This window comes from Vagococcus humatus, from assembly GCF_003950325.1.
GTDB lineage: Bacteria > Bacillota > Bacilli > Lactobacillales > Vagococcaceae > Vagococcus_C > Vagococcus_C humatus.
On sequence record NZ_PXZH01000001.1, the window covers coordinates 420,603 to 445,051 of the forward strand.

At 34.9% G+C, this 24,449-nt stretch carries 21 protein-coding genes and 1 other annotated feature; of the genes, 17 read left to right on the forward strand and 4 right to left on the reverse strand.

The annotated features are described in order from the left end of the window. Positions 1 to 24 precede the first annotated feature (24 nt). From C7P63_RS01985 to arsC, 5 genes are all read left to right on the forward strand, one after another. Positions 25 to 303 (forward strand): hypothetical protein, encoded by a 279-nt coding sequence (locus tag C7P63_RS01985; RefSeq protein WP_125942484.1) that lies wholly within the window; start codon positions 25 to 27, stop codon positions 301 to 303. 343 nt (positions 304 to 646) lie between these two features. Beyond that, positions 647 to 961: an ArsR/SmtB family transcription factor gene (locus C7P63_RS01990; protein ID WP_125942485.1), complete on the forward strand. Its 315-nt coding sequence runs from the start codon at positions 647 to 649 to the stop codon at positions 959 to 961. Between the two features lie 12 nt (positions 962 to 973). Further along, complete coding sequence (arsD, locus tag C7P63_RS01995; RefSeq protein ID WP_125942486.1) at positions 974 to 1,333, forward strand: arsenite efflux transporter metallochaperone ArsD; 360 nt, start codon at positions 974 to 976, stop codon at positions 1,331 to 1,333. Further along, entirely contained in the window at positions 1,327 to 3,048 is a 1,722-nt protein-coding gene (gene arsA, locus C7P63_RS02000) for an arsenical pump-driving ATPase (protein WP_125942487.1), read from the forward strand. Before arsD ends, arsA begins: the two co-directional genes overlap by 7 nt. A 158-nt stretch (positions 3,049 to 3,206) precedes the next feature. Beyond that, on the forward strand, positions 3,207 to 3,614 hold the full coding sequence (arsC, locus tag C7P63_RS02005; RefSeq protein ID WP_125942488.1) for an arsenate reductase (thioredoxin): 408 nt from the start codon (positions 3,207 to 3,209) through the stop codon (positions 3,612 to 3,614). Positions 3,615 to 3,711: 97 nt separating this feature from the next. Here the strand turns inward: arsC and C7P63_RS02010 are convergent, their stop codons facing one another. Further along, positions 3,712 to 3,984, reverse strand: coding sequence for a GNAT family N-acetyltransferase (locus tag C7P63_RS02010; protein WP_165863750.1), 273 nt, complete (start codon positions 3,982 to 3,984; stop codon positions 3,712 to 3,714). 184 nt (positions 3,985 to 4,168) lie between these two features. Next, positions 4,169 to 5,227: a YdcF family protein gene (locus C7P63_RS02015; protein WP_207852914.1), complete on the reverse strand. Its 1,059-nt coding sequence runs from the start codon at positions 5,225 to 5,227 to the stop codon at positions 4,169 to 4,171. Positions 5,228 to 5,570: 343 nt separating this feature from the next. On the opposite strand from C7P63_RS02015, the gene C7P63_RS02020 reads away from it, so the two are divergent. The 7 genes from C7P63_RS02020 (at position 5,571) to C7P63_RS02050 (ending at position 15,563) form a co-directional block, all read left to right on the forward strand. Continuing rightward, a complete protein-coding gene (locus C7P63_RS02020; protein WP_125942490.1) occupies positions 5,571 to 6,503 on the forward strand; it encodes a WxL domain-containing protein in 933 nt (310 codons plus the stop codon). 18 nt (positions 6,504 to 6,521) lie between these two features. Then, entirely contained in the window at positions 6,522 to 7,577 is a 1,056-nt protein-coding gene (locus C7P63_RS02025) for a DUF916 domain-containing protein (RefSeq protein ID WP_125942491.1), read from the forward strand. Positions 7,578 to 7,714: 137 nt separating this feature from the next. Then, positions 7,715 to 9,781, forward strand: coding sequence for an L-type lectin family protein (locus C7P63_RS02030; protein WP_125942492.1), 2,067 nt, complete (start codon positions 7,715 to 7,717; stop codon positions 9,779 to 9,781). 211 nt (positions 9,782 to 9,992) lie between these two features. After that, positions 9,993 to 11,402 (forward strand): NAD-dependent succinate-semialdehyde dehydrogenase, encoded by a 1,410-nt coding sequence (locus C7P63_RS02035; protein ID WP_125942493.1) that lies wholly within the window; start codon positions 9,993 to 9,995, stop codon positions 11,400 to 11,402. A 174-nt stretch (positions 11,403 to 11,576) separates the two neighbouring features. After that, complete coding sequence (locus C7P63_RS02040; RefSeq protein WP_125942494.1) at positions 11,577 to 12,602, forward strand: DUF4767 domain-containing protein; 1,026 nt, start codon at positions 11,577 to 11,579, stop codon at positions 12,600 to 12,602. Between the two features lie 262 nt (positions 12,603 to 12,864). After that, complete coding sequence (ygjK, locus tag C7P63_RS02045) at positions 12,865 to 15,207, forward strand: alpha-glucosidase (RefSeq protein WP_424580129.1); 2,343 nt, start codon at positions 12,865 to 12,867, stop codon at positions 15,205 to 15,207. Positions 15,208 to 15,332: 125 nt separating this feature from the next. Continuing rightward, on the forward strand, positions 15,333 to 15,563 hold the full coding sequence (locus C7P63_RS02050; protein ID WP_125942495.1) for a hypothetical protein: 231 nt from the start codon (positions 15,333 to 15,335) through the stop codon (positions 15,561 to 15,563). Positions 15,564 to 15,624: 61 nt separating this feature from the next. Here the strand turns inward: C7P63_RS02050 and tyrS are convergent, their stop codons facing one another. Beyond that, positions 15,625 to 16,893: a tyrosine--tRNA ligase gene (gene tyrS / locus C7P63_RS02055; protein WP_125942496.1), complete on the reverse strand. Its 1,269-nt coding sequence runs from the start codon at positions 16,891 to 16,893 to the stop codon at positions 15,625 to 15,627. A gap of 66 nt (positions 16,894 to 16,959) precedes the next feature. Next, positions 16,960 to 17,167: a binding site (T-box leader), on the reverse strand. A gap of 479 nt (positions 17,168 to 17,646) precedes the next feature. On the opposite strand from tyrS, the gene tyrP reads away from it, so the two are divergent. The 5 genes from tyrP to C7P63_RS10415 all read left to right on the forward strand — a co-directional run bounded on the left by tyrP (position 17,647) and on the right by C7P63_RS10415 (position 22,791). Beyond that, positions 17,647 to 19,065, forward strand: coding sequence for a tyrosine-tyramine antiporter (tyrP, locus tag C7P63_RS02060; RefSeq protein WP_125942497.1), 1,419 nt, complete (start codon positions 17,647 to 17,649; stop codon positions 19,063 to 19,065). A 65-nt stretch (positions 19,066 to 19,130) separates the two neighbouring features. Continuing rightward, positions 19,131 to 20,993, forward strand: coding sequence for a tyrosine decarboxylase (gene tdc / locus C7P63_RS02065; protein ID WP_125942498.1), 1,863 nt, complete (start codon positions 19,131 to 19,133; stop codon positions 20,991 to 20,993). 96 nt (positions 20,994 to 21,089) lie between these two features. Further along, the gene (locus tag C7P63_RS02070; RefSeq protein WP_125942499.1) at positions 21,090 to 22,469 is read left to right on the forward strand and encodes a Na+/H+ antiporter NhaC family protein; all 1,380 of its coding nucleotides are present in this window, start codon (positions 21,090 to 21,092) and stop codon (positions 22,467 to 22,469) included. 3 nt (positions 22,470 to 22,472) lie between these two features. Further along, the gene (locus C7P63_RS02075; RefSeq protein ID WP_279386783.1) at positions 22,473 to 22,715 is read left to right on the forward strand and encodes a YerC/YecD family TrpR-related protein; all 243 of its coding nucleotides are present in this window, start codon (positions 22,473 to 22,475) and stop codon (positions 22,713 to 22,715) included. Further along, a complete protein-coding gene (locus tag C7P63_RS10415; RefSeq protein WP_279386784.1) occupies positions 22,657 to 22,791 on the forward strand; it encodes a Trp family transcriptional regulator in 135 nt (44 codons plus the stop codon). Before C7P63_RS02075 ends, C7P63_RS10415 begins: the two co-directional genes overlap by 59 nt. A 377-nt stretch (positions 22,792 to 23,168) precedes the next feature. On the opposite strand, the gene C7P63_RS02080 is transcribed toward C7P63_RS10415, so the two are convergent. Continuing rightward, entirely contained in the window at positions 23,169 to 24,329 is a 1,161-nt protein-coding gene (locus C7P63_RS02080; RefSeq protein ID WP_125942500.1) for a CDP-glycerol glycerophosphotransferase family protein, read from the reverse strand. Between the last annotated feature and the right edge of the window lie 120 nt (positions 24,330 to 24,449).

The window sequence follows — 24,449 nt, forward strand, 5'->3', positions numbered from 1 at the left end:
ACCACATTGGAAAGGAGTGTCTCCATGAAAAAAGGGTATGGGTTATGGGTAGTTAATGTGCTTTACGCTTTAGGCATTTTTAATTTTTTAGTGACAGCAGGCGGCATTATTGCTACAGGCTATATATTTAGAAAAGAGTTTGGCATTGACGTACAATATGTGTTAATTGGTTCAGCATTAGTCGGCTTGGTGATTGGCTTTTTAGTCTATGCAGGTTTTTATGCGTTTGCTAAATTATTTGAGAATATAGCAACTATTGCTTGGCATACAGAGCAGTTAACTGAAAAAAGAACTAAAGATTAAGCTTTAGTTCTTTTTTTAGTTTTATTTATCTATCAATCTTGACTAAAAAAGTTTAACTTTTTAGTCATTAAATGGATTTTATTAGATAACTACTAATTTAAAGATAATAGCTATTGACAACATATAGATAACCGTCTATATTTAGAATTATAAATAGATGGCCGTCTATGTGTTTTTTTGTAGAAGAAAGTTAGTAAGTCAAGAATACAAAAGCTTATAACACTCATTGTAGGGGTAAGTTTTGTTCTAGCCGTCTTATACTTTTTAAACGTCAATATTTCTACCAGATTACTTATCTTTATTTTACCTTACGTTGAAAAGAGCAAAGAGAGGAAAGAATAAAATGAACTATGAACAATACGCAGCAAAATTAAAAATTATAGCCGATCCTAAACGAATGAAAATCATCGATTTATTATCATGTGGAGAAATGTGTGCCTGTAATATTTTAACCTATTTTGATTTTACCCAACCAACTCTTTCTCATCACATGAAAGTATTGGAACAGGCAGGCTTTGTTACAGTTACCAAAAAAGGAAAATGGAATCACTATAGCTTAAATCAAGAAACCTTAACAGAGTTTATGAAAGAGTTTAATCAATTATTTTCTAGTAAAGATGACTGTATCTGCCGAAATAAACCGACTAACAAAAAATAAGGAGTGCTTGATATGATAAAATTAGAACTTTTTGAAAGAGCGCTATGTTGTTCAACTGGGGTATGTGGTCCCTCAGTAGATGAAAATTTATTAAGAATTACCGGTGTTTTTGAGTCACTTAACCAAGTCGACAAGATGGAAGCCATTCGTTACAATTTATCCTCCACCCCGAAAGCTTTTGCGGAAAATCCCGCAGTGCTAAAAGAGCTAAAAGAAAAAGGAAAAGAGGCACTGCCTGTAACCGTGCTTGATGGTAAGGTAGTAAAAACTGGTGCTTACCCAACAAATGAAGAAATCCAACAATTTACTGGTGTTATATTAGTAGAACCTAAATCATCTACTGGTTGTTGCGGAGGTAATGGAGGATGTTAAAAGAGGTTGACTTATTTAATCCTTCTAAACTAACTTTAACCCAGTATTTGTTTTTTACTGGTAAAGGTGGGGTAGGAAAAACAACAACAGCTTGTGCAACAGCAGTCAAATTTGCTAGTGAGGGGAAAAAGGTTTTGTTAGTAAGTACTGATCCCGCCTCTAACTTACAAGACGTTTTTGAAGTCGAACTATCCAATAAATATAAACCGCTTACAGAAATACCTAATCTTTCAGTTGCTAACTTTGATCCAATTTCAGCAGCCGCAGAATATATGGAATCTGTTGTGGCTCCTTATCGAGGTATTTTACCAGACTCGGCGATTGCCAATATGGAAGAACAATTATCAGGCTCATGTACTGTTGAAATAGCTGCTTTTAATGAGTTTGCTAACCTTCTAACTGATCAAGTGGTTAATAGGGAATTTGATTATATTATCTTTGATACGGCACCAACAGGTCATACGTTAAGAATGTTACAACTTCCAGCTGCTTGGGATAATTTTTTAGATGAAAACACAACAGGCACTTCCTGTTTAGGACAATTATCAGGACTTGGAGAGCAAAGAGAAACCTATAAACAAGCAGTTGACACGTTAAGAGATTCTTCCAAAACTACTCTGATTTTAGTATCACATCCTAAAAAAGCGTCATTTATTGAAGCCAGTCGTGCTTCGCAAGAACTACAGGAACTGAAAATAAATAATCAACTATTAGTTATTAATGGCCTGTTACCTGAAGCCGATGATGAGGTTTCAACACTAATATATAAGCAGCAACATCAAGACATTAAACAGCGGCCTCACCATTTGAAACAATTTAAAACGTATCACATCCCGCTTAGAGCTTATAATGTTACTGGATTAGATAAGTTACGTATTTTGCTTGATAATGAGCAACCTAAAGTCACTGCCAATGTGATGATCAAAGAAAATTATCCTGAAATATCTGTGTTAATAAACGAGTTAGATAAGAAAAACACCAAAATTATTTTTACGATGGGAAAAGGTGGGGTAGGGAAAACCAGTATTGCTATTGAAATAGCTAATGAACTAGCTCAAAGAGGGAAACAAGTACGTTTAGCTACAACTGATCCAGCCGATCATCTCCATTTATTTGCCCATCATGATAATATTTCAATCAGTCATATTGATGAAAATAAAGAACTAGAAGATTATACAAATGAAGTGCTAGACAAAGCTCGTCAAAATTTAAGTGAAGAAGAACTTGCTTATGTAGAAGAAGATTTAAAATCGCCTTGTACACAAGAAATAGCAGTTTTTAGACGTTTTGCAGAAATTGTTGCCTATGGGGAACAAGATGATGTTGTTGTGATTGATACAGCCCCAACAGGTCATACTCTGTTATTATTAGAATCATCACAAAATTATGCGAAAGAAGTAGAGAAAACATCTGGAGAAGTGCCAGAAACTATTACTCAATTACTTCCAAGATTACAAAATCATAATGAAACTGAAGTTATTATGGTCACTCTGCCAGAAACAACGCCAATCTATGAATCTATGCGCTTAGATAAAGATTTAGACCGAGCTAAAATTGCTCACAATTGGTGGATTGTCAATCAAAGTATGTTTGCGACACACACGACTAACGAGCTACTACAAGTAAGAGCTATGAATGAAGTAGAGTGGATGGATAAAGTCGCTACCTTATCTAATGGTCAATTTGTCGTTAAACAATGGAAACCAGAGAAATAATTTTTTTAGCCATCATATAGACAATAATCTATGTGATGGCTAAAAGATTTAGGAAAATTAAGACGTAAAAGGATCAGGTATAGCTAGCAATATAAAATAGGCGACTAACAGCTAGTAGCAGTAGTTCCTATCGGTTTAAAAAGGAGAGAGTTATTATAGTGAAAAAAATTTATTTTTTGTGTACAGGAAATTCTTGTCGCAGTCAAATAGCTGAAGGATTAGCTAAAGCTATCTTAGATGCTAAGGAGTGGGAAGTTAGAAGTGCAGGGATTGAAGTTCATGGTATTAATCCAAGAGCCGTAAAAATTATGGATGAAATAAATATTGATATTAGTCAAAATCAATCCGAAATGATTGACATGGCTTATTTAAATTCAGCGGATTTAGTGATTACATTATGTGGAGATGCTTTAGCCAACTGTCCTGTCATTCCTAAAACAGTGGAGCACCAGCATTGGGGATTAGAGGATCCTGCTAAGGCAAGGGGGACAGAAGAAGAAATCATGCATAAATTTAGAGAAACAAGAATGGAGATAGAAAGACTAGTGACGTCTTTATTAGCTTAAATAACATGATTCAATAAAAAACTTCTTAGCCTTTAAGCTAAGAAGTTTTTTACTATATGAGGAAAGGTAAAATATATCACGATATTTTAGTAGAGCGTCATAACACATCTTGATAAGTTGGATTGGCATCGATAATCCGTTTGGTTTGAGGACATTTGGGGACAATTTTTTTATGTTCTTTTCTAGCATAGGTGACCATACCTGCCACCAATTCTTTCACAATACGTTGATTTCTAAGACTGTTACTTGTTGTAAAGGTTTTGTCCACTTGCCAGACATTTGGAGCTACTTCATGATAAGTGATGGCAGCACTTATGTGACCGCTTTCATCCACTTGGTACAAGCTGTTATCATTTACCAAACAATTCATAAATAAATCCCCCAATCTTTTATTTCCCATAACTTTCTATCTCTATTGTAACGAATGTAGCAGAATTAAACACCCTTTTTTATAAATTTTTAGCCATTTCTCATAAACCACTAGGATAAAAAAACAACCATCAAGAAGGAAAGAAATAATTCCGTTCTAATGGTTGTTTTTTACAAGCTTTTTATTAGGCTGCAATAGCAGAGAGTAGGGCGATTAAGGTAGTAATTAAGATAACTGTTGTGTGTTGTTTTTTATACATAACGATTAGGGCGATGTATTCTCTAATCATCGCATTTAGCCAAAAGTAAAAAGGAGTTTTAGAGCCAATCCCTTGACTATCTAGTTCAGCTAAACGAGCGTAAATACCTGCTCGAAACAAATGAAAATCGTTGGTAGTAAAGATACTATGAAAGTCTTGACTACCAAAGTCTTGAAACATAATATCTTTTGAAAAGCGCATGTTTTGCAAGGTGTTACGAGAGTTTTCTTCCGTTAAAAGATGCTCACTAGGAATCCCTTTTTCAAGGGCATAGTTTTTCATCCCAACACTTTCAGGGATTTTTTCATCATCTCCTCGTCCACCAGAAAAAATAATTTTAGGAATTTTCCCTGTTTTTTCTATTTGTTTGTGGTAAAAGTCAATAGCTTTATCAATCCGACTGCCAAGTAGTGGTGGCACTTTATTATCAATTAAGCCACTACCTAACACAATAATGTAATCTTGGATATATTTTGGTCGATTAAAGCGGTATAAAAATGAACTCATAAGAAAATTAAAGACGCTAAATAAAAAATAAAAACTAAGTAAACTCATTACTCTAACAAATGTAGCTAAAAAGCCAGGAATCATCCCTTTCTCTGCTCCTGTTGTGAAAATCCATAAAATGAGTGGATAGGCAATGAGCGCTATAGCTAATAAGAGAGAGAGCATGTTGTGGAAACTTTTTCCTTCTCGTTTAACGAGTTTTCTACCATTTCTAATCAAAATAAAAATCAGAGCATATAAACCAAAAATGGCGACTAGAACAAAAAGCACTAAGCTTAAAATAAAGGGAATTTTAAACCAGAAGCTATTGGTGACAACACTGCCAATCATAAAGGTAATGCCAAGACAAATCAGAAAAAAATTAAAGAGTAACCCAATTCTAAGTCGGCGTCGATCTTTTAAATAAGACAGTAAAAAAATTAAAAAAACCCCAAAGGTTCCCATGAGAGCAATGGATAAAAGCGTGGTATCTTGCATGGTTTTCTTCCTTTCTATGAATTAATCCTTATTATTATAACAAATAAGGACTAAATAATCTTTTAAAACGAGTAAGAAAGTCTGAAACTGCTGGAATTTTACTGAAGATATTAGATAAAGAGGATAAAAAATGGCTATTTTTATTGACTTGATGTTTTTTTATATTAAATTAAAAAAATAACTATCCATAACGTATCAAAGAAAAGACAGAAATAAAAAAAGGAAAAAGAAAAGAGTAATTATAAAATAACTGTTGTTTTATAAAGGCTTATAAGTGCTAACTTTGTTTTATTATGGTACATTTAATTTGCAAAATTATTCCTAATAGTCGGGAGTGTTAAAAATGATAGCGAAAAAAAACAGCTATTTTTTATATGGTGTTTGTTATATTTTATTAGGAGTTGGCATGATTGCTTTTCCTAAGCAAGTCATGGGTGATAACTGGGTAGAGGAAAATACACTTGAAACTATTTTTAGATTTAGTTTTCGGTCAGTGATAGATCCTACTACCCCATCTGCTACTAAAAATGTCCATATTGTTCCGAAAGATCCAGAGAGCATGGGGATGTCCCACTCTGCATTAGCCTTAGATTATGTTTCTAATTTTCATTTTGGTCTCCATCCAGTTAGGTCGGAGTCAGATACGTTCTATGCCAAATATGATGTGGTCAGGGTGGGAGATAGAGGACGTGAAGATAATGAAGATACAAGCCAAGAAGGGAGTAACCGGGTATTACCTCATTTTATTCAAATAACAGATAAGCGTTTATCTAAAGAGGAGGGTAACCCAATCAATCCAGCTGGTTGGCGGTTGACTGTGAGTCAAGAAGATGAGTTTCGTTTAGACTTAAAACGCCAAGACGAATTAAATATTACCGGACAAAGTGCGCGGTTGAAAGACACGGTAATCAATATGAAACAAGTGACCCAAAGAGACGGCCGTTTTTTAGAAAATTTAGAAACTGCTGCTCCTCATCCTATTTCTGACATTAACATCTCACCTAGTCAACCTCAGTTAGTTTGGTATGCTAATGCAAATGAAGGGTATAACACTTGGAGTATTTACTACGGAAAAGTCACAGAAGAACCAGAACCTGAAGAAATTCAAAATCAGGCAATTCCTCAAGATGTAAAACAATACTTTGCGTTGTTAGAAGAACACATCCCTGAAAATAAACAAGGAGTTAGTTTATATATTCCGAAAAAAAATAAGTTATACAGTGGCAAGTACAGTGCGGTGTTAAATTGGAGTTTAGAAGATGTGCCTAATTTGTAATGAAAAGAGGTTTCACCTATGTTAAAAAAATGTTTTCACGTGTCAGTTTGGATTTGTCTATGTTTAGCTAGTTGGTTATTACTAGGGGAAACATGTCAAGGAAGTAGTTTGGATTTTAACGCAGAAGTTAAACTGCCAAATAACCAAGTGGACGCCAATCTGACTTATTTTGATTTACAAATGAAGCCTAATCAAAAACAACGATTACAAGTAGATTTAACCAACTTATCAGATAAGGCTGTGAAGATAAAAGCCGCAGTAGCTACAGCAACTACTAACGATCAAGGGAAAATTGTCTATCAAACATCCAAGAACCGTTTGTTAAAAAATATCCCAGTAAAATTAGAAGAGGCAGTGGTTATCCCTACGAAACAAGTCGTTATTCCTAAAGGAGAAACTCTTCCTTTCTTTCTAGAAGTAACAATGCCTGCTAATTCTTATGAAGGGGTTTTAGTTGGTAGCGTTCAGTTTACTCAAATGGATTTAGGAAAAGACACCACTAAAAAATCTCAAGAGATGATGATTAAAAATGTATTTTCTAGAACCATCGCCATCTTAGTGAGAGAAAACAAACAGCAAGTATCAGAAACAGTGGATCTTACTAGCTTTTCAACTAAACAAGAAAAAAACCGCACCTATGTAGTAGCCTCTTTAGAACACCCAGTAGCCAGTATTTTGTCTCCGGTTACAATCCAAACTGAATTAATAGATCAACATAATCCTACAGAAGTACTGGCTAAACAAGTTACCGAAGATATTCAATTAGCTCCGTTTACTCAGACGGATTTTCCCGTCATTAAAACAGAAGAACCATTGAAGTCTGGCGTTTATTCCTTAGATGTCAAAGTGACTGATAGTCAAAATCACACCTGGAAATTTAAAGAACAAGTCAAAGTTCAATCTAACAAGGAGAAAACGTTAACTCAGCCTAGACCAAAACAAGTGACTGCTTCTAAGCCAGTCTCCAAAAAAACATCCCCTTTGTTAGTTAAACTTTGTGGGAGTTGTTTAGGCTTGATTGCTATAATCGGAGGCTATGATATTTATCTAGTTAAGAAAGGAGGAAGAAAATGAAAAGCTATCAGTCTTACATTAAGTGGTTGTGTGTATTAATAGTAGGTATGTTAAGTTTGCTTAGCTATTCTGTTTTAGCGGAAGAACTTCCCTGACAATCCTGTAATTCCCCTGTAACGGGTCAGATAACAGAAGCTATGCTAGATAAAATTGGTTATATGAAAAAAGAAAACTTACCTGAAGCAGAACAAATGAAACTGAAACGACTAGAAGCAAGTTTCATTACTCAAGAAGAGTTAACTGATGAAGAAGTAGATATATTACTAGGACAGTACAAAGATTTAGAAAAACCTTTAACTGTTTTAGGGAAATGTGCAGGTATTGGTACCTATGCTATTCACCGTCTGCCTTTTGATAACCCAGACAAAGCCTTTTACGGCATTTATTATACAGATTCTAAAGATCAGGCAGGAGCTATTCACTCCTATAAGCCTTTAGATTTTCAAAAAGCATTTGAATTATCTTTCCAGATTTTTTTAGGTTCTAGACGAGATTTAGGAAGCGATGGTTTCTCATTTGTTTTACATCGAGATCCTAGAATGGACAATGGAAATCGTGCTGAGGTGATAGGCTTACCAAAAGAATTTTTAGGTGCAATGGGTGCTGTGGACGAGACAGGTGAATTGATTGAATCGTCCATCCAAAAAGGTTTAATGATTGAAATAGATACAGAACCTAATTTGTCTTCTTCTGATAAAGATATTGATTATCCAAATTATTCCAACAAAAGCTATGGACACATGGCTTGGCGGGTATTAGACAATCTTCCGGCTAAACAAAAAGAAGGGGTTTGGACAAGTTTAGAAGGCTTTTCCCATGAAGGTTTGTGGGTATCCTCTGTACCGTTAATTAATAATCGGTGGGACAACTTAACTGTGAAGTGGGAACCTGATTTAAACCAATTGGAAAATGGCCAAGTTGTTTCTGGTAAACTAATCTATAACTATTTGCCTAGCGTTAAACCAATCGTCAATTGGGATTCATTAGGGAAGCCTATAAAAGAGATTGTGATTGGAAAAGATACACCTAAATTAACGGAACTATTTGGAGGGGATTCTCAAGCTTTTTGGGGATTTACTGGAGCGAACTCTTCTAAAAGTTGTGATGCTTGGGTCATTCCAGATAGTTTAATTTTTCCTGATGAAACCAGTGATATTCAGGTGGAATATATAGAAAAAGGTCAAACTACTCCTACTACTATAGATAAGTTAACAGATACCACAGGAAAATTTGATTGGTTTGTAGCCAATAGTGAGATCAACCAAGATTATGCTATAGAAACAGTCGTGGTACATTATTTAGACCGAGAAGGAAATCCAAAAGAAAAAGAAATCAAGTGGAAAAATGAAGAAAAAAATCAAGATATTTTATTGGAGTTTGGCAGTACGACTAAACTAGAAGTTGTTTATTCTAAAAATTATGTGCAGTTTGAGTTTAAAGACGTGAATCAAAATCAAGCCAGTAAAGAAATTTATAGTTACCAAGACCGTTTTATGGTAAATGGTACCCAGCAAGTAAAGGAAGTACTAGGGGAGCGAGTTAAACCTACGATTAAAATTTACGGGGAAGTTGGAAAACAGATACAGTTATCAGATATCTATAGTGAAGAAGCTAGATGGAAAGATGGGTACCGGTTGACTAAGGAACAAGAAGGTCAATTGAGTTATCAAATAGGCAAAGGAGGGCGAAAAGAAACGATTAAATTAGAAGGGGTTAGATATTTAATGAATGTATCAAAAGTATTTGATTATTATCCTATTCCTAAACCTGTAGGTAAAGGTTATATGCATATGCGACAAATCGATAATGACACTCTTCCCTTTATTAATAAACATGATAAAGTTACTGCTTATCAGTCTAGACATCAAGTGCTACAGGTGATGGATAGAAAAACATCCAATTGGAGAGTAAGAGCAGCCCATCATGGATGTTATGAAACTGATACAAATGAGTATTTTTATATTTTTAGTGTTAATACAGTTAACTACAACACAAAAGGCCATATTCAAATATGGAGGACAAATCGCCCAAAGACACAAATTGTCGAATGGAAGGAAAAGAAAGGACAAGGAATAGTTGAATTAATTTTAAACATTAAAGATAAGCCGAATGCACATGCTGTTTATATCATGGACACGGATGTTCCTAAATATGGCCGGGCTTTTGAAGGAAAAGTGAGTTGGACACTAGAAAGCGAAGAGTAGTTTCTTTATAAATTTCAAATTTCACAAAAAAAGGAGATAGACGAGACATTTTACACCTTGTTTTAGTCATTTAGTGCTATGATAGTTTTATCAAGTAATCAAGTCTGATAACTGTTTATATGGATGGTTTTTGTGAAGTAGGAACAAAAAGTAAGTTCTTAGTTCTTCTTTCCTATCAAAAATAGTCTATCAGCTGAAAGGGTGGAAAAAAATGGTTTATCAAATAGTCAATCCTTATACCAATCAAGTAGAGAAAGTGTATGACAATCATACAGATGACGATGTCGAAAAAACATTGGCAAAAGCCCATGATTTATATCAACAATGGCGTAAAGACACCATTTTAAAACGTGTAGATATTTTAAAACAAGTCAGTCAAGTATTAACGGATCATGTAGATGAAATTGCTACAGCTATTACGAAAGATATGGGAAAACGTTTTGTGGAAGCAAAGGGAGAAGTGCTAACTTCAGCGGATATAGCTAATTATTATGCCGAACATGCCTATGAATTTACTGGGACAAAAACCTTTGACTCACGTATGGGGAAAGCCCAATTAGTTCCTCGACCAATCGGCATTATTATGGCAGTTGAACCATGGAATTTTCCTATCTATCAACTAATGCGGGTGTTTGCTCCTAACTATTTATTAGGGAATCCGATGGTGTATAAACATGCTAGTAACACACCAGGATCAGCGGTCATCTTTGAAGAGATGCTAAAAAAAGCAGGAGTAGAAGAGGGAGCTTGTACTAATTTATTTGTAAGCTATGAACAAGTTAACCAAATTATTGCAGATCCACGAGTACAAGGAGTCGCTTTAACTGGTTCAGAACGAGCAGGCAGTGAAATTGCCGCTGAAGCTGGTAAAAATCTAAAACGCAGCTCTCTTGAACTTGGCGGAAGTGATCCATTTATCGTCTTAGATGATGCTAATTTAGATGAAATTCAAAAAATTATTGGAGCCGCTCGTCTGTTTAATGCTGGTCAAGTTTGTACCTCATCTAAACGTTTTATCGTAACAGAAAAAAATTATCAAGGAATTTTAGATATGCTAACAGAAGCTTTTGCTAATGTTAAAATAGGGGATCCTTTTGATGATAGCACTACGTTAGCTCCTTTAAGTTCTTATAAAGCGAAAAAAAATCTAGTGAAACAAGTAGAAAAAGCGATAGAAAACGGAGCTACCTTAGCTTATGGAGATATGGCTAGTAATCAAGGGGAAGATAGTTTCTTCCGTCCAGTTATTTTAACTAATATCACCCAAGATAACCCAGCTTACTATGAAGAATTTTTTGGGCCAGTAGGTCAAGTCTATCAAGTGAAAGATGAACAAGCAGCGATTGATTTAGCCAATGATTCTGTTTACGGTTTAAGTGGGGTACTCTTTACTGGTTCAGTTGAAAAAGGAGAAGCCTTAGCTAAACAAATTGAAACAGGTTCGGTTCATGTGAATAGTTACGGTGGGACTTTAGCTGAATTACCATTTGGCGGAGTTAAACGCTCTGGTTATGGTAGAGAATTAGGCAGTCTAGGTATGGAAACCTTTATGCATCAAGAATTAATTGTATCAAGAGAAAAACCAATTGATTTAGAAGAAACAACTGGTGGATTTGTTTAAGCCAAATATCCTAGTTAGGTGATAACCTAGCTAGGATATTTTTTTGTTTAGCCACCTAAGACACAAGTTACTTCAACTACTCTTTTTCCTCTCTCTTATTTTATGAAATGGGACTAACTAGTTATGTTATAATATAGGTAGTTAAATAAAAAGGGGAAGAGGAGAGGAGAAAAGGTGAAAAAATTAGGGAAGCTATGTAGTGTGATCATGTTGTTAATGGTTTTAGGAGGCTGTCAAGCAAAAGAAAAACAACCTTTAACTGATGAGGTAACGATTAATTCAACCACAGTTAAGAAAAAAGCTCCTAGTAATAGTAATAAGAAAGCAAAACCACAGGCTAAAAAGGATAATCAAGCACAAAACAAACAAGAAAGAAAACAAGATGGTAGTTGCTCATCTGAAGACAAGCAAGGAGAAAACTTGTGGAATAGCGAAAAAGCGGCTGCTTTAGAGAGTTTCGTGATTAAGTGGGGGGAAACATTGGATCAAACTTATCAGTCCTATGCGCCTAAACGTAATGTAGACTTATATGGACTATATTTACCAGATGCTGTATTAGACAATAATAGCCACATGGTGTTATCAGAAAATAAACAACCTGTAGATATAGAATGGTCTAGTACAGGGTGTGGCCAAAAACCTTATCAGTTAGTTGCAGTTTATTCTGATGCAGCTAGTCAACCTTATCTAAAACAACATGTCTATTTCTTTGTTTTAGAAGGACAAACTCCCCATGTTTTCTTGACGCAACAAAATCAAGGAAATCCTGAAAACAATCTTTATTTTTCTGAAACGCAAAACGAAGCATTAAAAAATGGGTTTGCTAGTATTTTACGAGGAGAAGAACCTGTTGTGCCAGTTAAAGAAGCAGCTCCTCAAGTGAGTCATGATTATAATCAAATAACCGCTAATTTCATCCAACAAAGAGCCGGTACTTATTATGATGAGAACAATCAGCCTGTCTTTAAATTAGATGAGACTTATTTTACACATGTTCAGTCTGGTAAAAAATATAAAATAGCTGGCATAACTGACTCAGAACCTCAAGGTATGTTAACGATTGCGTGGGATATAGATGATTTTGCGGCTAGATACGGCCAAGAAAACTTAGGCCCAGGACCTCAACCTTTTATGTATGTTATGACAGATAATCCAGATGTGTTGGAAAGTCAACGAGGGGATAGTTATACAAGGAGATAATAGTAACCCCTTATTCTTGTTTGAAAGACAACTTGAATAAGGTTTTTTTTTATGCTAAATAAATGAACGGTTATTAGGTTATTTGTACCTATACTCTAGACAATACACTAACTTATCAGACAAAATAAGCAATACATAAACAGCACACTAGCAATACACAAAAAATGAAACCGCTATTTCTCTACAATACACAAAATTGGCACAGGTCTTGCTTTTAGTTAAATGGCAAGACCAATAACTAGAAGAAAATGGGGGAAAAGAAGTGAGAAAATTAGAAACAAAACAAGTGATTACTACTACGGCAGCATGTTTCTTTTTAGGTACAGCAGCTCTAGGTGGAATGAAACAAGCAGAAGCCGAGGTCATTAGAACGAAGGTAGATGAATTTTCTAACGTATTGGATTTATCTGCTCGACCAACTAAACAAACTTACGGGCCTTATTCTACTAATTATTTTAATAATTTTTCAGATATGGGGGCTTGGCATGGTTATTATCAACCAGCCAAAGATGCTAAAAAGTTATTAGGTGGCTTTGCTGGGCCTGTTATTTTTGCCGAGGAATATCCAGTCAATTTATCTGATTCCATTAATAAAATTGTGATTAAAAACGAAAAAACAAAAGAGACTTATGATTTAAGTCAAAGTCGCTATATCGATACTGCTTCCTATCCAGGTAAATTAGTTCAAACTTATGATATGGGAGAGTTTATGTTAACCTTATCTCTTATTTTTGTAAGTGATAGAACCGCGTTAATTCAAACAGAAATTACTAACCAGACAGAAGAAGAGCTGAAGTTAGGCATTAGTTGGCAAGGGAGAATTTTTGATCACATTCAAGATGGTGAGAAGTTAGATATTGGGACAAGTTTAGAAACATCTGGTCAAGATATTAACGTAAAATTTGATAAAGTCAGAGAAACATGGAGCTACTTTGCCACAAAAGAAACAGCTTATCAAATTCATCATGCTGATAAAGTTAAAACGAAAATAAAAGGATTAAGTTATACTTCTGAATTAAGTAAACCAGTGAAACTTAAAGCAGGGGAAACATTTAAAACCCATACAACAGAAAGTTATACCTTTACGAAAAAAGAGTTAGAAAAAGAACAAAAACAACTAGATACTTATGTGAAAAAACATGAAGACTATTTCAAAGAAAACAACAAGAGATGGCAAGGTTATCTAGATAGTGCATTTAAACATGAGTCTGCTAAGAAAAATGTGGCTTATCAAACTGCTGTGGTTAAAACAATTGAAACTTTGACAACTAACTGGCGTAGTCCAGCAGGGGCTATTAAAAATGATGGAGTAGTTCCGTCTATGTCTTACAAATGGTTTGGTGGTATGTGGGCATGGGATTCATGGAAAGAAGCCATAGCTGTGGCAGACTTTAATCCAGAGTTAGCTAAAAATAATGTAAGAGCTTTGTTTGATTATCAGATTACTAAAAAAGACAAAGTCAGACCACAAGATGATGGTGCGATTATTGATGCCATTTTCTATAACCAAGATAAAGACCGAGGGGGAGAAGGTGGCAACTGGAATGAACGTAACTCTAAACCTGCCTTAGCTGCTTGGTCTGTCTGGAATATTTATGAAGCAACGAAAGATGAAGCTTTCTTAAAAGAGATGTATCCTAAACTAGTTTCTTATCATAATTGGTGGTATACCAACCGTGACCATGACCAAAACGGTATTGCTGAGTATGGTAGCATGGTGAGTGATGCTAACTGGGAAAGAAATGACAAAGGAAAAGTAGTTAAAAATAAAAAAGGTCAACCTAAATTAAATAAAGAAGCAGTTATTGAAGCAGCAGCTTGGGAAAGCGGAATGGATAATGCGACACGTTTTGACCAAGAAGGTGTAGGAGAAGATGACCCAGGTGTGCTAATTTTTGAAAACAGAAAAAATAACCAAGTCATTGGTTACTCTATTAACCAAGAATCTGTGGACTTGAATGCTTATTTATATGCTGAAAAAGGTTTCTTAGCTTCTATGGCTGAAGTATTAGGAAAAACAGAAGATGTGACTAAATACACAGAAGAAGCTAAAACAGTTCAAACCTATATTAACGACAACATGTTTGATCCAGAAACTGGTTTTTACTATGACTTACAAATCAACGAAGATGGGTCTAAAACAAAATTATTAGTGAACCGAGGCAAAGGAACGGAAGGCTGGTTACCACTTTGGGCTAAGGTAGCAAACAAGGATCAAGCAGAAAAAGTAAAAGAAAATATGATGGATCCTGAAAAATTCAACACTTATGTACCATTCCCAACTGCTTCTAAAGACAATAAAAAATTTACTGAGTCAAAATATTGGAGAGGTCCTGTTTGGTTAGATCAAGCGTTATTCGGAGTAGAAGCTCTACAAAATTACGGATACACAGAAGAAGCAACTTCTATGACTGAAAAACTGTTCTATCATGCAGAAGGCTTAATGGGAAATGGCCCAATCCATGAAAATTATAATCCGTTAACTGGTAAAGGATTAAGTACGAAAAACTTTAGTTGGTCAGCAGCTTCTTACTATTTACTTTATAAAAACTGCTTATTAGAAAACAATCCAACTACACAACATGCCTTTGATAGTAACAACTAAAAAATAAATGGTAAAAGACTTCCTTCATGCGTAGAAGGGAGTCTTTTATTTAGTGTTTTTCAGCCAATTGTTGTAAACTGAAAGTAACTAAATAACGGAAGAGAAATGAAGAGAGGTGACCGGTCATGGCTCAAGTGAAACAAACAGATTCACCAAACTATTCAGAACTAGATTTACTCAATCAACGGATTGAAGATCTAGAGGATGAAAATGAGCAGTTGCGTTTTCTTTTAAGGAAAAAACCAGTCAAAAAAGAATGGAACTGGTTGTGGCTACTCGTTCCAGTAGTAGTTATTTTAGCAGAAGTCAGTCGTGATATTTGGCAAAGTCTTTGGTCTATGTTAGTTGTAAAATAAATAAAAAGCTTATCATCCATGAAAGGTGGATGGTAAGCTTTTTTTATCCTTAGACAGGAGCTTATTGTAAGTGAACTAAGGTATATTTTTTCTTCCCTTTTCTAACAATAATAAACTTGCCGTCAAAAGAATTTTCCGCAGTGACTTCAAAGTTTGTGTCAGTAATTTTATCTCCATTAATAGAGATGGCTCCGTTATTAATATCTTCCCGTGCTTGACGTTTAGATGGTTCAATGTTAGTGGCAATTAACCAATCTACTAAGTTCATAGACTCTTTGCCAATTGTTGCAGATGGCATATTTTTAAAGCCGTCTTCAATTTGGTGAGCAGATAATTGTTTCACATCACCTGAAAATAGAGCGTCGGTAATAGTTAGCGCATCATTTAATGCGTCTTCACCGTGAACGAATAAAGTCATTTCACGAGCTAACGCTTTTTGAGCTGCTCGTTTATGAGGTTCTGTTTCCACTTGGTTAGCTAAATCAGTAATTTCTTCTTGAGTTAAGAAGGTAAAGAATTTCAAGTATTTAACTACATCTCGGTCATCTTGGTTAACCCAGAATTGGTAGAATTCAAATGGAGACGTTTTGTCTGGGTCTAACCAAACTGCCCCACCAGCTGTTTTACCAAATTTAGTTCCGTCAGCTTTAAGCATAAGAGGAATAGTTAAACCAAACGCTTTAGCTTCTGCTCCTTCTTTTTTACGAATTAAATCTAAGCCAGATGTGATATTTCCCCATTGGTCAGCCCCACCAATTTGTAGGCGAACATCATGTTTTTGGTACAAGTGTAAAAAGTCCATAGATTGTAGAATTTGGTAAGCAAATTCAGTAAAAGAAATCCCCACTTCTAAACGACTAGCTACAATGTCTTTAGCTAACATTGTATTAACGTTAAAGTTTTTACCGTAGTCACGTAAAAAATCAAGTAGACTTAAATTGTGGGTCCAGTCGTAGTTGTTGACCATAGTCAATTGTTGTTCGTTATCTTTGTCAAAGAATAATTTTTTCATTTGGTTCGTTAGACAGTCCACATTGTGTTGAACTTGTTCCATGGTTTGTAGTTGACGTTCACTTGTTCTACCACTAGGATCTCCAATTGTACCAGTAGCTCCACCGATTAAAATGTAAGGGTGGTGACCAAACATTTGGAATCGTTTTAACATCATAAAGGGAATTAAATGCCCAATATGCATACTATCTCCAGTTGGATCTACCCCGCAGTATAGAGAAATTTTGTTATTTTCTACATATTCTTTTAAACCTTCTGCATCTGTTTGCTGGTTAATCGCGCCTCGCCAAGTTAATTCATCAATAATATTGTGACTCATATTTATTCTCTCCTTTATTAAATAGTCTATTTAAATTAAATAAAAAAAGTCCCTACAGAATTACTCTGTAGGGACGAAATGATCATTTCCGTGGTACCACCCAAATTGTGTAAGAAATATCTTACACCACTTATACGTATCTGGTAACGGTAGATTAGCCGCTTGAATCTGTTATAGAGTGTAATTCGTCAAATTATGTGTGCTAATTTCCACCAACCATTAGCTCTCTTTTAAACAGGGATAATTTGCTACTTCGCTCTTTCAAGTTATTTATTAACTTGTCTCGTATTCTAGACCAACACTAAAAAATTGTCAAGCTTTGGGATAAAAAAGCTAAAAAATATAATGAGAATATAATTAAAAATGACAGTTCATAATGATAGGAGATAAAAAAACTTTTTTTCGTTTTATATATGTTTAATATTTATATACATTTATTAAATGCTTTATTATCAATGCTTTGCATTCTTTTTTATGGCATAAATCAAGCAATGCTTTACTGCGCAAAAGCGTTAAAGCGGAGATTTATTTTTCTAATTAATTTTTAATAAATTACTAAAAAAGTTTTTGACAAACAAAGATTCCGCTCCTATACTGTAAGTCGTCAAGTAGCTTTCACAGAAAAAAGTTTCAATCATTTAGGCCTAAATTTTTTTATTCAATTCATTTAATAGAGTTGAAGAGAAAGAATGAAACAAACGTGAAACTTTGAAAATTGATTTTCCTATGTAAGAGGAAGAAGAGGAGAAAACAATGAGTCAAGGTAGTAAAAAATTGTCATTAGCTGGTTTAATCGGTATTACAATGGCTTTTTTTGGCACAGTTCGTAGTGTGCCAACGTTAGCGTCTACTGGTTGGACACAAATTTTCTATATGGTAATTGCCGCGTGTGCATTTGCTTTACCAATTGCTTTAATGTCTGCTGAATTATCTACAGCATGGCCAGAAGAAGGAGGTCCACAAGTTTGGGTAAAACACGCTTTAGGTGAAAAATGGGGATTTGTTACTTCATGGTTACTTTGGGTGCAAATGTTTTTTGGCATGGTGATGGTAGCATCAACTGTTGGCGTTTTGTTCGGTTATGTTATTAACCGTCCAGAAATTGGAAATAATAACTTATTTATTTTAGCAGTTATTTTAATTTCTTATTGGGGGATTACTTTGTTGAATTTAAAATTTGACATGGTTAAAGTAGCCGGTAATTTAGGCTCGATTATTGGTGTGTATATTCCCTTTGTTGCATTGGTTTGTTTGGGGATTGCTTATTTTTTAAAAAATGGCATTAATCCACAAGGTTATCTAGCTGGTTTTGAACCTAAAAAATTATTACCAGATTTAACAAATTTAGGTAGTTTACCTACATTAACAGGGATTATTTTTATTTTTGCTGGGGTGGAAATTTCTTCTGTTCATGCTAATAACATTGATAATCCTAAAAAGAATTATCCGATTGCGGTCATTGTTTCCGTTTTGGTTTTAGTAGTTTTTAACTTAATAGCTGGTTTAACAGTAGCTGATGCAGTTCCAGCAGGGGAAATGAATTTAGCTAACATTACTCAACCTTTTGTCATTATGACAGAAGATTTAGGTATTCCACCTATTTTTAATAATATTATTTCATTCATGATTTTAATTGGGGTATTGGTTCAATTAAGTGCTTGGGTACTTGGGCCAAGTAAATCTATGATCAAAGTGGCAGATGAAGGTAATTTACCTCCATTCTTTCAAAAAAGAAATGCTAACGGGATTCCAATCAATATTGTTTTAGTACAAGCCACAGTTATTTCTCTTGTGTCTTTACTATATGCAGTAATTCCTGATGTAAGTGCAGCTTTCCTAATTATTACTATTACGACTACTATTTTATATTGCATTGTATATTTATTGATTGCTATTTCAGCTATTAAATTACGTTATACTATGCCGAATATAGAAAGACCGTTTCGCTTAGGTTCTAAAGGAAATGGCTTAATGTGGTTAGTGTCTGGTATTTCAATTTTGAGTGTTATTTTAACAATAGGTGTTAGTTTGATTCCACCTGCTTCTGTAGGGGAAAACCAGCAGACTGGCTACATTATTTATCAAGTAGCCGCTACTGTCATTATGGTAGGGGTGGCACTTTTCATCTATCGCCATAAACAACCATCTTGGAAAAAAACAGACATTAAGTAAAAAGTGAATATTATCGAATGTAATTAACTTAAATAAAATGGATAAAGATAAGGGAGAGGTTTGGAATGACAAAGAAAAATATAATCAATCCAGCACAAACAAACTTAAAAGCATTATTTTTAGGAGATAAAGGGGAAAATGTCGATATTTATAAAACTATCTTGAACCGCATGATTGATGAACATGTAGGGTGGAGACAAAATTACATGCCACAAGATTTACCAGTTATTACTCCTCAAGATCGTCGTAGTACCAGCTTTCAAGCAACTGTTGATAATATGAATGAAGTATTTAATGTGTTAAGTTCTCGTTTACGAACAGACTCACTGCCTTGGCATTCTGCTGGACGTTTTTGGGGACATATGAATTCTGAAACATTGTTGCCTTCTATCATCGCTTATAATGCCGCAATGCTTTGGAACGGAAATAACGTAGCTTACGAGTCATCTCCAGCTACTTCAAAAATGGAAGAAGAAGTAGGGTTAGATTTTGCTACTTTAATGGGCTATAAAAAAGGTTGGGGACACATCGCAGCTGATGGTTCTATTGCTAATTTAGAAGGGATTTGGTATGCACGTAACTTTAAATCCGCTCCATTAGCTATTAAAGAAGTCGTTCCTCATGCATTAGAGGATAAAACAGAGTGGGAATTATTAAATATGCCAATGGAAGAAACATTGGATCTATTAGAAAAATATCAAGATCACTATGATGACATTAAAAACCGAACAGCTCGTAGCGGTAAAAACTTAGAGAAGTTAGGTAAATGGATTGTTCCACAAACTAAACATTATTCTTGGCTAAAATCAGCAGACATCATTGGTGTTGGGTTGGATCAAGTGATTGCAGCAGAAGTAGATAGTGAATACCGAATGGATGTAGAAAAATTAGAAACATTAATTCGTGATTTAGCTAAACAAGAAATACCTGTATTAGGGGTAGTCGCTGTAGTTGGTTCAACTGAGGAAGGTCAAGTAGACCGTGTGGACCAAATAGTGGCTTTACGTGAAAAATTAGCTAAAGAAGGCATTTATTTCTACATTCATGTGGACGCAGCTTATGGTGGTTATGGTCGTTCGATTTTCTTAGGAGAAGATGATGAATTCATTCCTTACGAAGATATTGAAGAAGTGTACGCAAAACATGGCGTGTTCCAAGGAGAAAATCATTGGTTAACACGTGAAGTATATGACTCATTTAAAGCTATTTCAGAATGTGAAAGTGTTACGATTGACCCACATAAAATGGGGTATGTGCCTTATTCTGCAGGTGGAGTAGTGATTAAAGATGTGCGCATGCGAGACATTATCTCTTACTTTGCAACTTATGTCTTTAAAAAAGGAGCAGATATCCCTGCGTTATTAGGTGCTTATATGTTAGAAGGATCTAAAGCAGGGGCGACTGCAGCAGCGGTTTGGACAGCTCACCGTGTATTGCCACTTAATGTGACAGGTTTTGGTAAGTTGATTGGTGCAAGTCTTGAAGGAGCTTTCCGTTTTTATAGAATGATAGATGGACTAGAATTTAAGGTTGGCGATAAAGTAATCGAAATGCATGCTCTAACTCGTCCAGATTTTAACATGGTTGATTATGTTTTCAACGAGAAAGGTAACACAGACTTGAAGAAAATGAATGACTTAAATGAAGAATTTTATGCCTATGCTTCATATGATAAAGGCGGGACATACGGAAACGAATTTATCACATCTCATACTGATTTTGCTGTACCTGATTACGGTAATAGCCCATTGAAATTTGTTAAAGGGTTAGGCTTCAGTCAAGCTGAATGGGATAAAGAGCAAAAAGTGACAATTTTGCGAGCATCTGCTATGTCTCCATATGCTCATGATGAAAAAGTGTTTAATGAGTATTCAGAAAAAATTCAACAAGCTATCCAACATAAATTAGAAGCAATTTATCAAGCGTAAAGGTTACAAGTTAATAAAGTCGATGTCATTTTTTGATTAATGCATCGACTTTATTGGCATATTTAAAAATAGATGTTATCAGAAAAGAGGGGTTGTATGGAAACAAAAGTTACCTATAAAGAAGGGGTCATCTTGTTAATCGTCATTCTTTTGACGATGGGGTCAAGTATTATTTATTGGAAATTACCTGCTCATATCGGTATTCTAGCAGCTATTTGCTTGTTAGTTGGCTGGATGATAAGTAAATCTTATACCTGGGATGATTTACATGAAGGAATTATTTCAGGGGTGACGCCAGGCATCATACCTATTTTATTATTTATGTTAATTGGTGCATTAATTAGTATGTGGATTGCTTGCGGTACTATACCCACCATTATGGTATACGGATTTTCAATGGTTTCTCCTCGATTTTTTCTAGGAGCAGTTTTTTTACTTTGCGGAGTAATAGGTGCGGCAGTAGGAAGTTCTTTTACCACAATCTCCACTGTAGGAGTAGCCTTTGTCGGTATGGGAAGCATGTTAGGTTTTGGTTTAGGACCAGTAGCTGGCGCAGTTGTTTCAGGCGCTTTTTTAGGTAATGTCCTATCTCCTCTTTCTGATACAGCTAATTTAGCAGCTGCTACTGCTCAAGTTGATTTATTTGCTCATTTGAAACAAGTGTTAAAAACCAGTGGGCTAGCGAGTATGATGTCCTTTGTTTTTTTTATCGTAATAGGTAGTCACACAGGAAACAATGTGCAATTAGAGGAAGTCACTCAGTTAAAAGCAACCCTTTTGACTCACTATTCGATTACTCCTGTTGTGTTATTACCTGTTTTGTTGTTGTTTGTTTGTGCAATCAAAAAAGTTCCAGCTATTCCAGCCTTACTGTTGAATAATTTGGTGTCGATTATTTTATTAAAAATTTATCACCCTAGGCTAACGTTACCTGTTTTAGGTAAATGGTTGCAAGAAGGCTATGTGTCCCGTACAGGAAATAAAATGGTAGATCATCTTTTATCTAGAGGAGGAATTCAAAGTATGATGTGGTCTGTTTCTTTGATTCTTCTCGCATTGTCGTTAGGAGGATTATTGATAAAAACGGGCATTCTTGATATAATACTTCAAGAAATTGAAGGGATTCTTACCACTCCTATGGCATTAATAACTTTGACAGCTTTGACAGCGATAGGCGTTAACTTATTAATTGGCGAACAGTATTTGTCAATTATTTTACCTGGTGAAGCCTATAAGCATAGATTTAAACATTTAGACATTCCGTTAGTGTATTTATCAAGAACATTGTGTGATGCAGGAAGCACAGTTAATCCACTTGTTCCTTGGGGAGTAAGTGCTGTATTTATTACTGGAGCATTAGGAGTGCCCACTAGTAATTATTTTCCTTATGCTATTTTTTGTTACTTGCTACCTCTTATCACTTTGGTATCTAGTTTTAGTGTCAATAAGCAATTTGTAATCAGTGAAAGGCGGTAGTTTATGAGAATCAATCAAATTCCACGTGAGGAAATTATCGATTTATTTCAGTCAGTTTTACTATTAGAACATTTAGATGATTGTTATGATTTTTTTGATGATTTAATGACTTTAAGAGAAATGAAAGTGTTAGTGACTCGCTTCAATGTAGCTCAAATGCTATTAGAAGGGAAAACTTATCAAGAAATTGAAGAAAAAAACCCAAGCGAGCACAGCGATTATTTCTCGAGTAAAAAGATCAATTGAAGAAGGAAATGGGTCTTATCAACGCCTTAGACAACGTTGTTTAGAAGAGAACGGTCAAAAATTATCCGATCAATAAGCAATAACAGGAATATTTTGATAAAAAATAAGTGCTTTAAGGCACTTATCTTTTATCAGTATGTTCAAAAAATCATGATTTTTTTGTTCTTTTCAGAAAGTTTCATTATTTTTTTAATTACAGTATGTTATACTAAATAGGTAGACAGGTGATGGTTTAGTCTGAATTAAAAGGCAACAGGGTAAGTTTCTCCTACTGTTTTATTATCCATAGATACGATACTATTCTCAGAAATCATCCTCATCATTTTTCCAGAAAGTTCTCTAATGCCTTTTATTGTGAAAAAACTCACATAAAAACTATTCCAATTATTTGCCTACATCGGTAGAGTAAAAAAACCGTTACTGACAACCATCAGTAACGGTTTTTTTACTTCTTTAATGCTTGTTTTGATAAGCTAGAAAAGCTTCATAAATACGTTTAGCATTGTGCTGATCTTGATAGGTAAAATAAGTTGGTAATTTTTCTAAATATTTGGAATCTAAAGTTGGATGAGTTAGGCAAGTATCGATTTGTTTGATTAACTCCCTTAAGTCTTTGACTTGCGGTCCAAATAAATCCGTTTCAAAATCCAGATAAGCTCCTCTAAGTTCATTGTACTTAGCCAAGTCTGGTTGATAGAAAATCACTGGTTTTTCTAAATAGTAAAAATCCCAAGCCACACTAGAATAGTCAGTAATCATGAGTTGACTGTGGATTAGGTAGTCTTGAATTTCTGTTTCAATCGGTAAAAATTCAATCCATTTACTGGTTAGTTGAAAGGCTTCAATATATTGATGGAAATAAAAATGAATATAAATTTTCATCGGTGTTTGATGTTTTTCAAGACAAGCTGCTAACTCTTTTGATTGAACCATATTTTCTATCATGTGATAAAAACCGGTTTGCTTCAACTCTTCAGGAGTCAGACCAACTAACCATTCCCGCCAAGTTGGCATATAAATGATTTCTTGTCTTAACTGTTTAGGCAAGATAAGTTGATCGTATCTCGCATAGCCTGTTTCCACAATCTGATCTGAAGGAATATGCCAGAAGTCATTTTTTATCTGTGTTTCAAAAGGAGCACAGGACAGAAAGATATCTGCTTCTGGTCCATAATGGTCTGGTTCAGGTTCTGTGGTAGAAGCGTGATTGGCTTTAGCTTTTTTAAAGCCAGTGACTCCGTGTTCCAAGTTAGTTTTGACTGGTTGAGGTAGCCAGTTAAACCGATGCAAGATAGGGGCTAAATCAGAGGCACTGTGACTAAAAAAGACACCTGAAGCTTTCATATAATATAGGTAGCTTTTAATAGACCCTCTGATTAAATAAGGACCAGGAACATGAGTTAAATCTGGGCTATCTGGATTAATCACCCAGTAAACTTGGTAGTCTGTTTGATGGTCAAGTAAATAAAGGTACATAGCTTTACCATTATCGATAAATAATTTCCCTTCATGTCCTCCCACCAATAAGATTGGTTTTTTAGGACCAGCTAGTTTAAAAAATGGATAGGCAAGGATGGCCCCTAATAATTTAACGCCTTGAGTAATTTTTGACATAGAAAAACTCCTTTAAGTGTGCTAAAAACATCATAGCACAAGTTGGCTAGGAGAAAAAGCTTCGTTTATTATTTAAAAAATAACGTATTTTTTCACAAAAAATGGGGGAATAAAGTTATT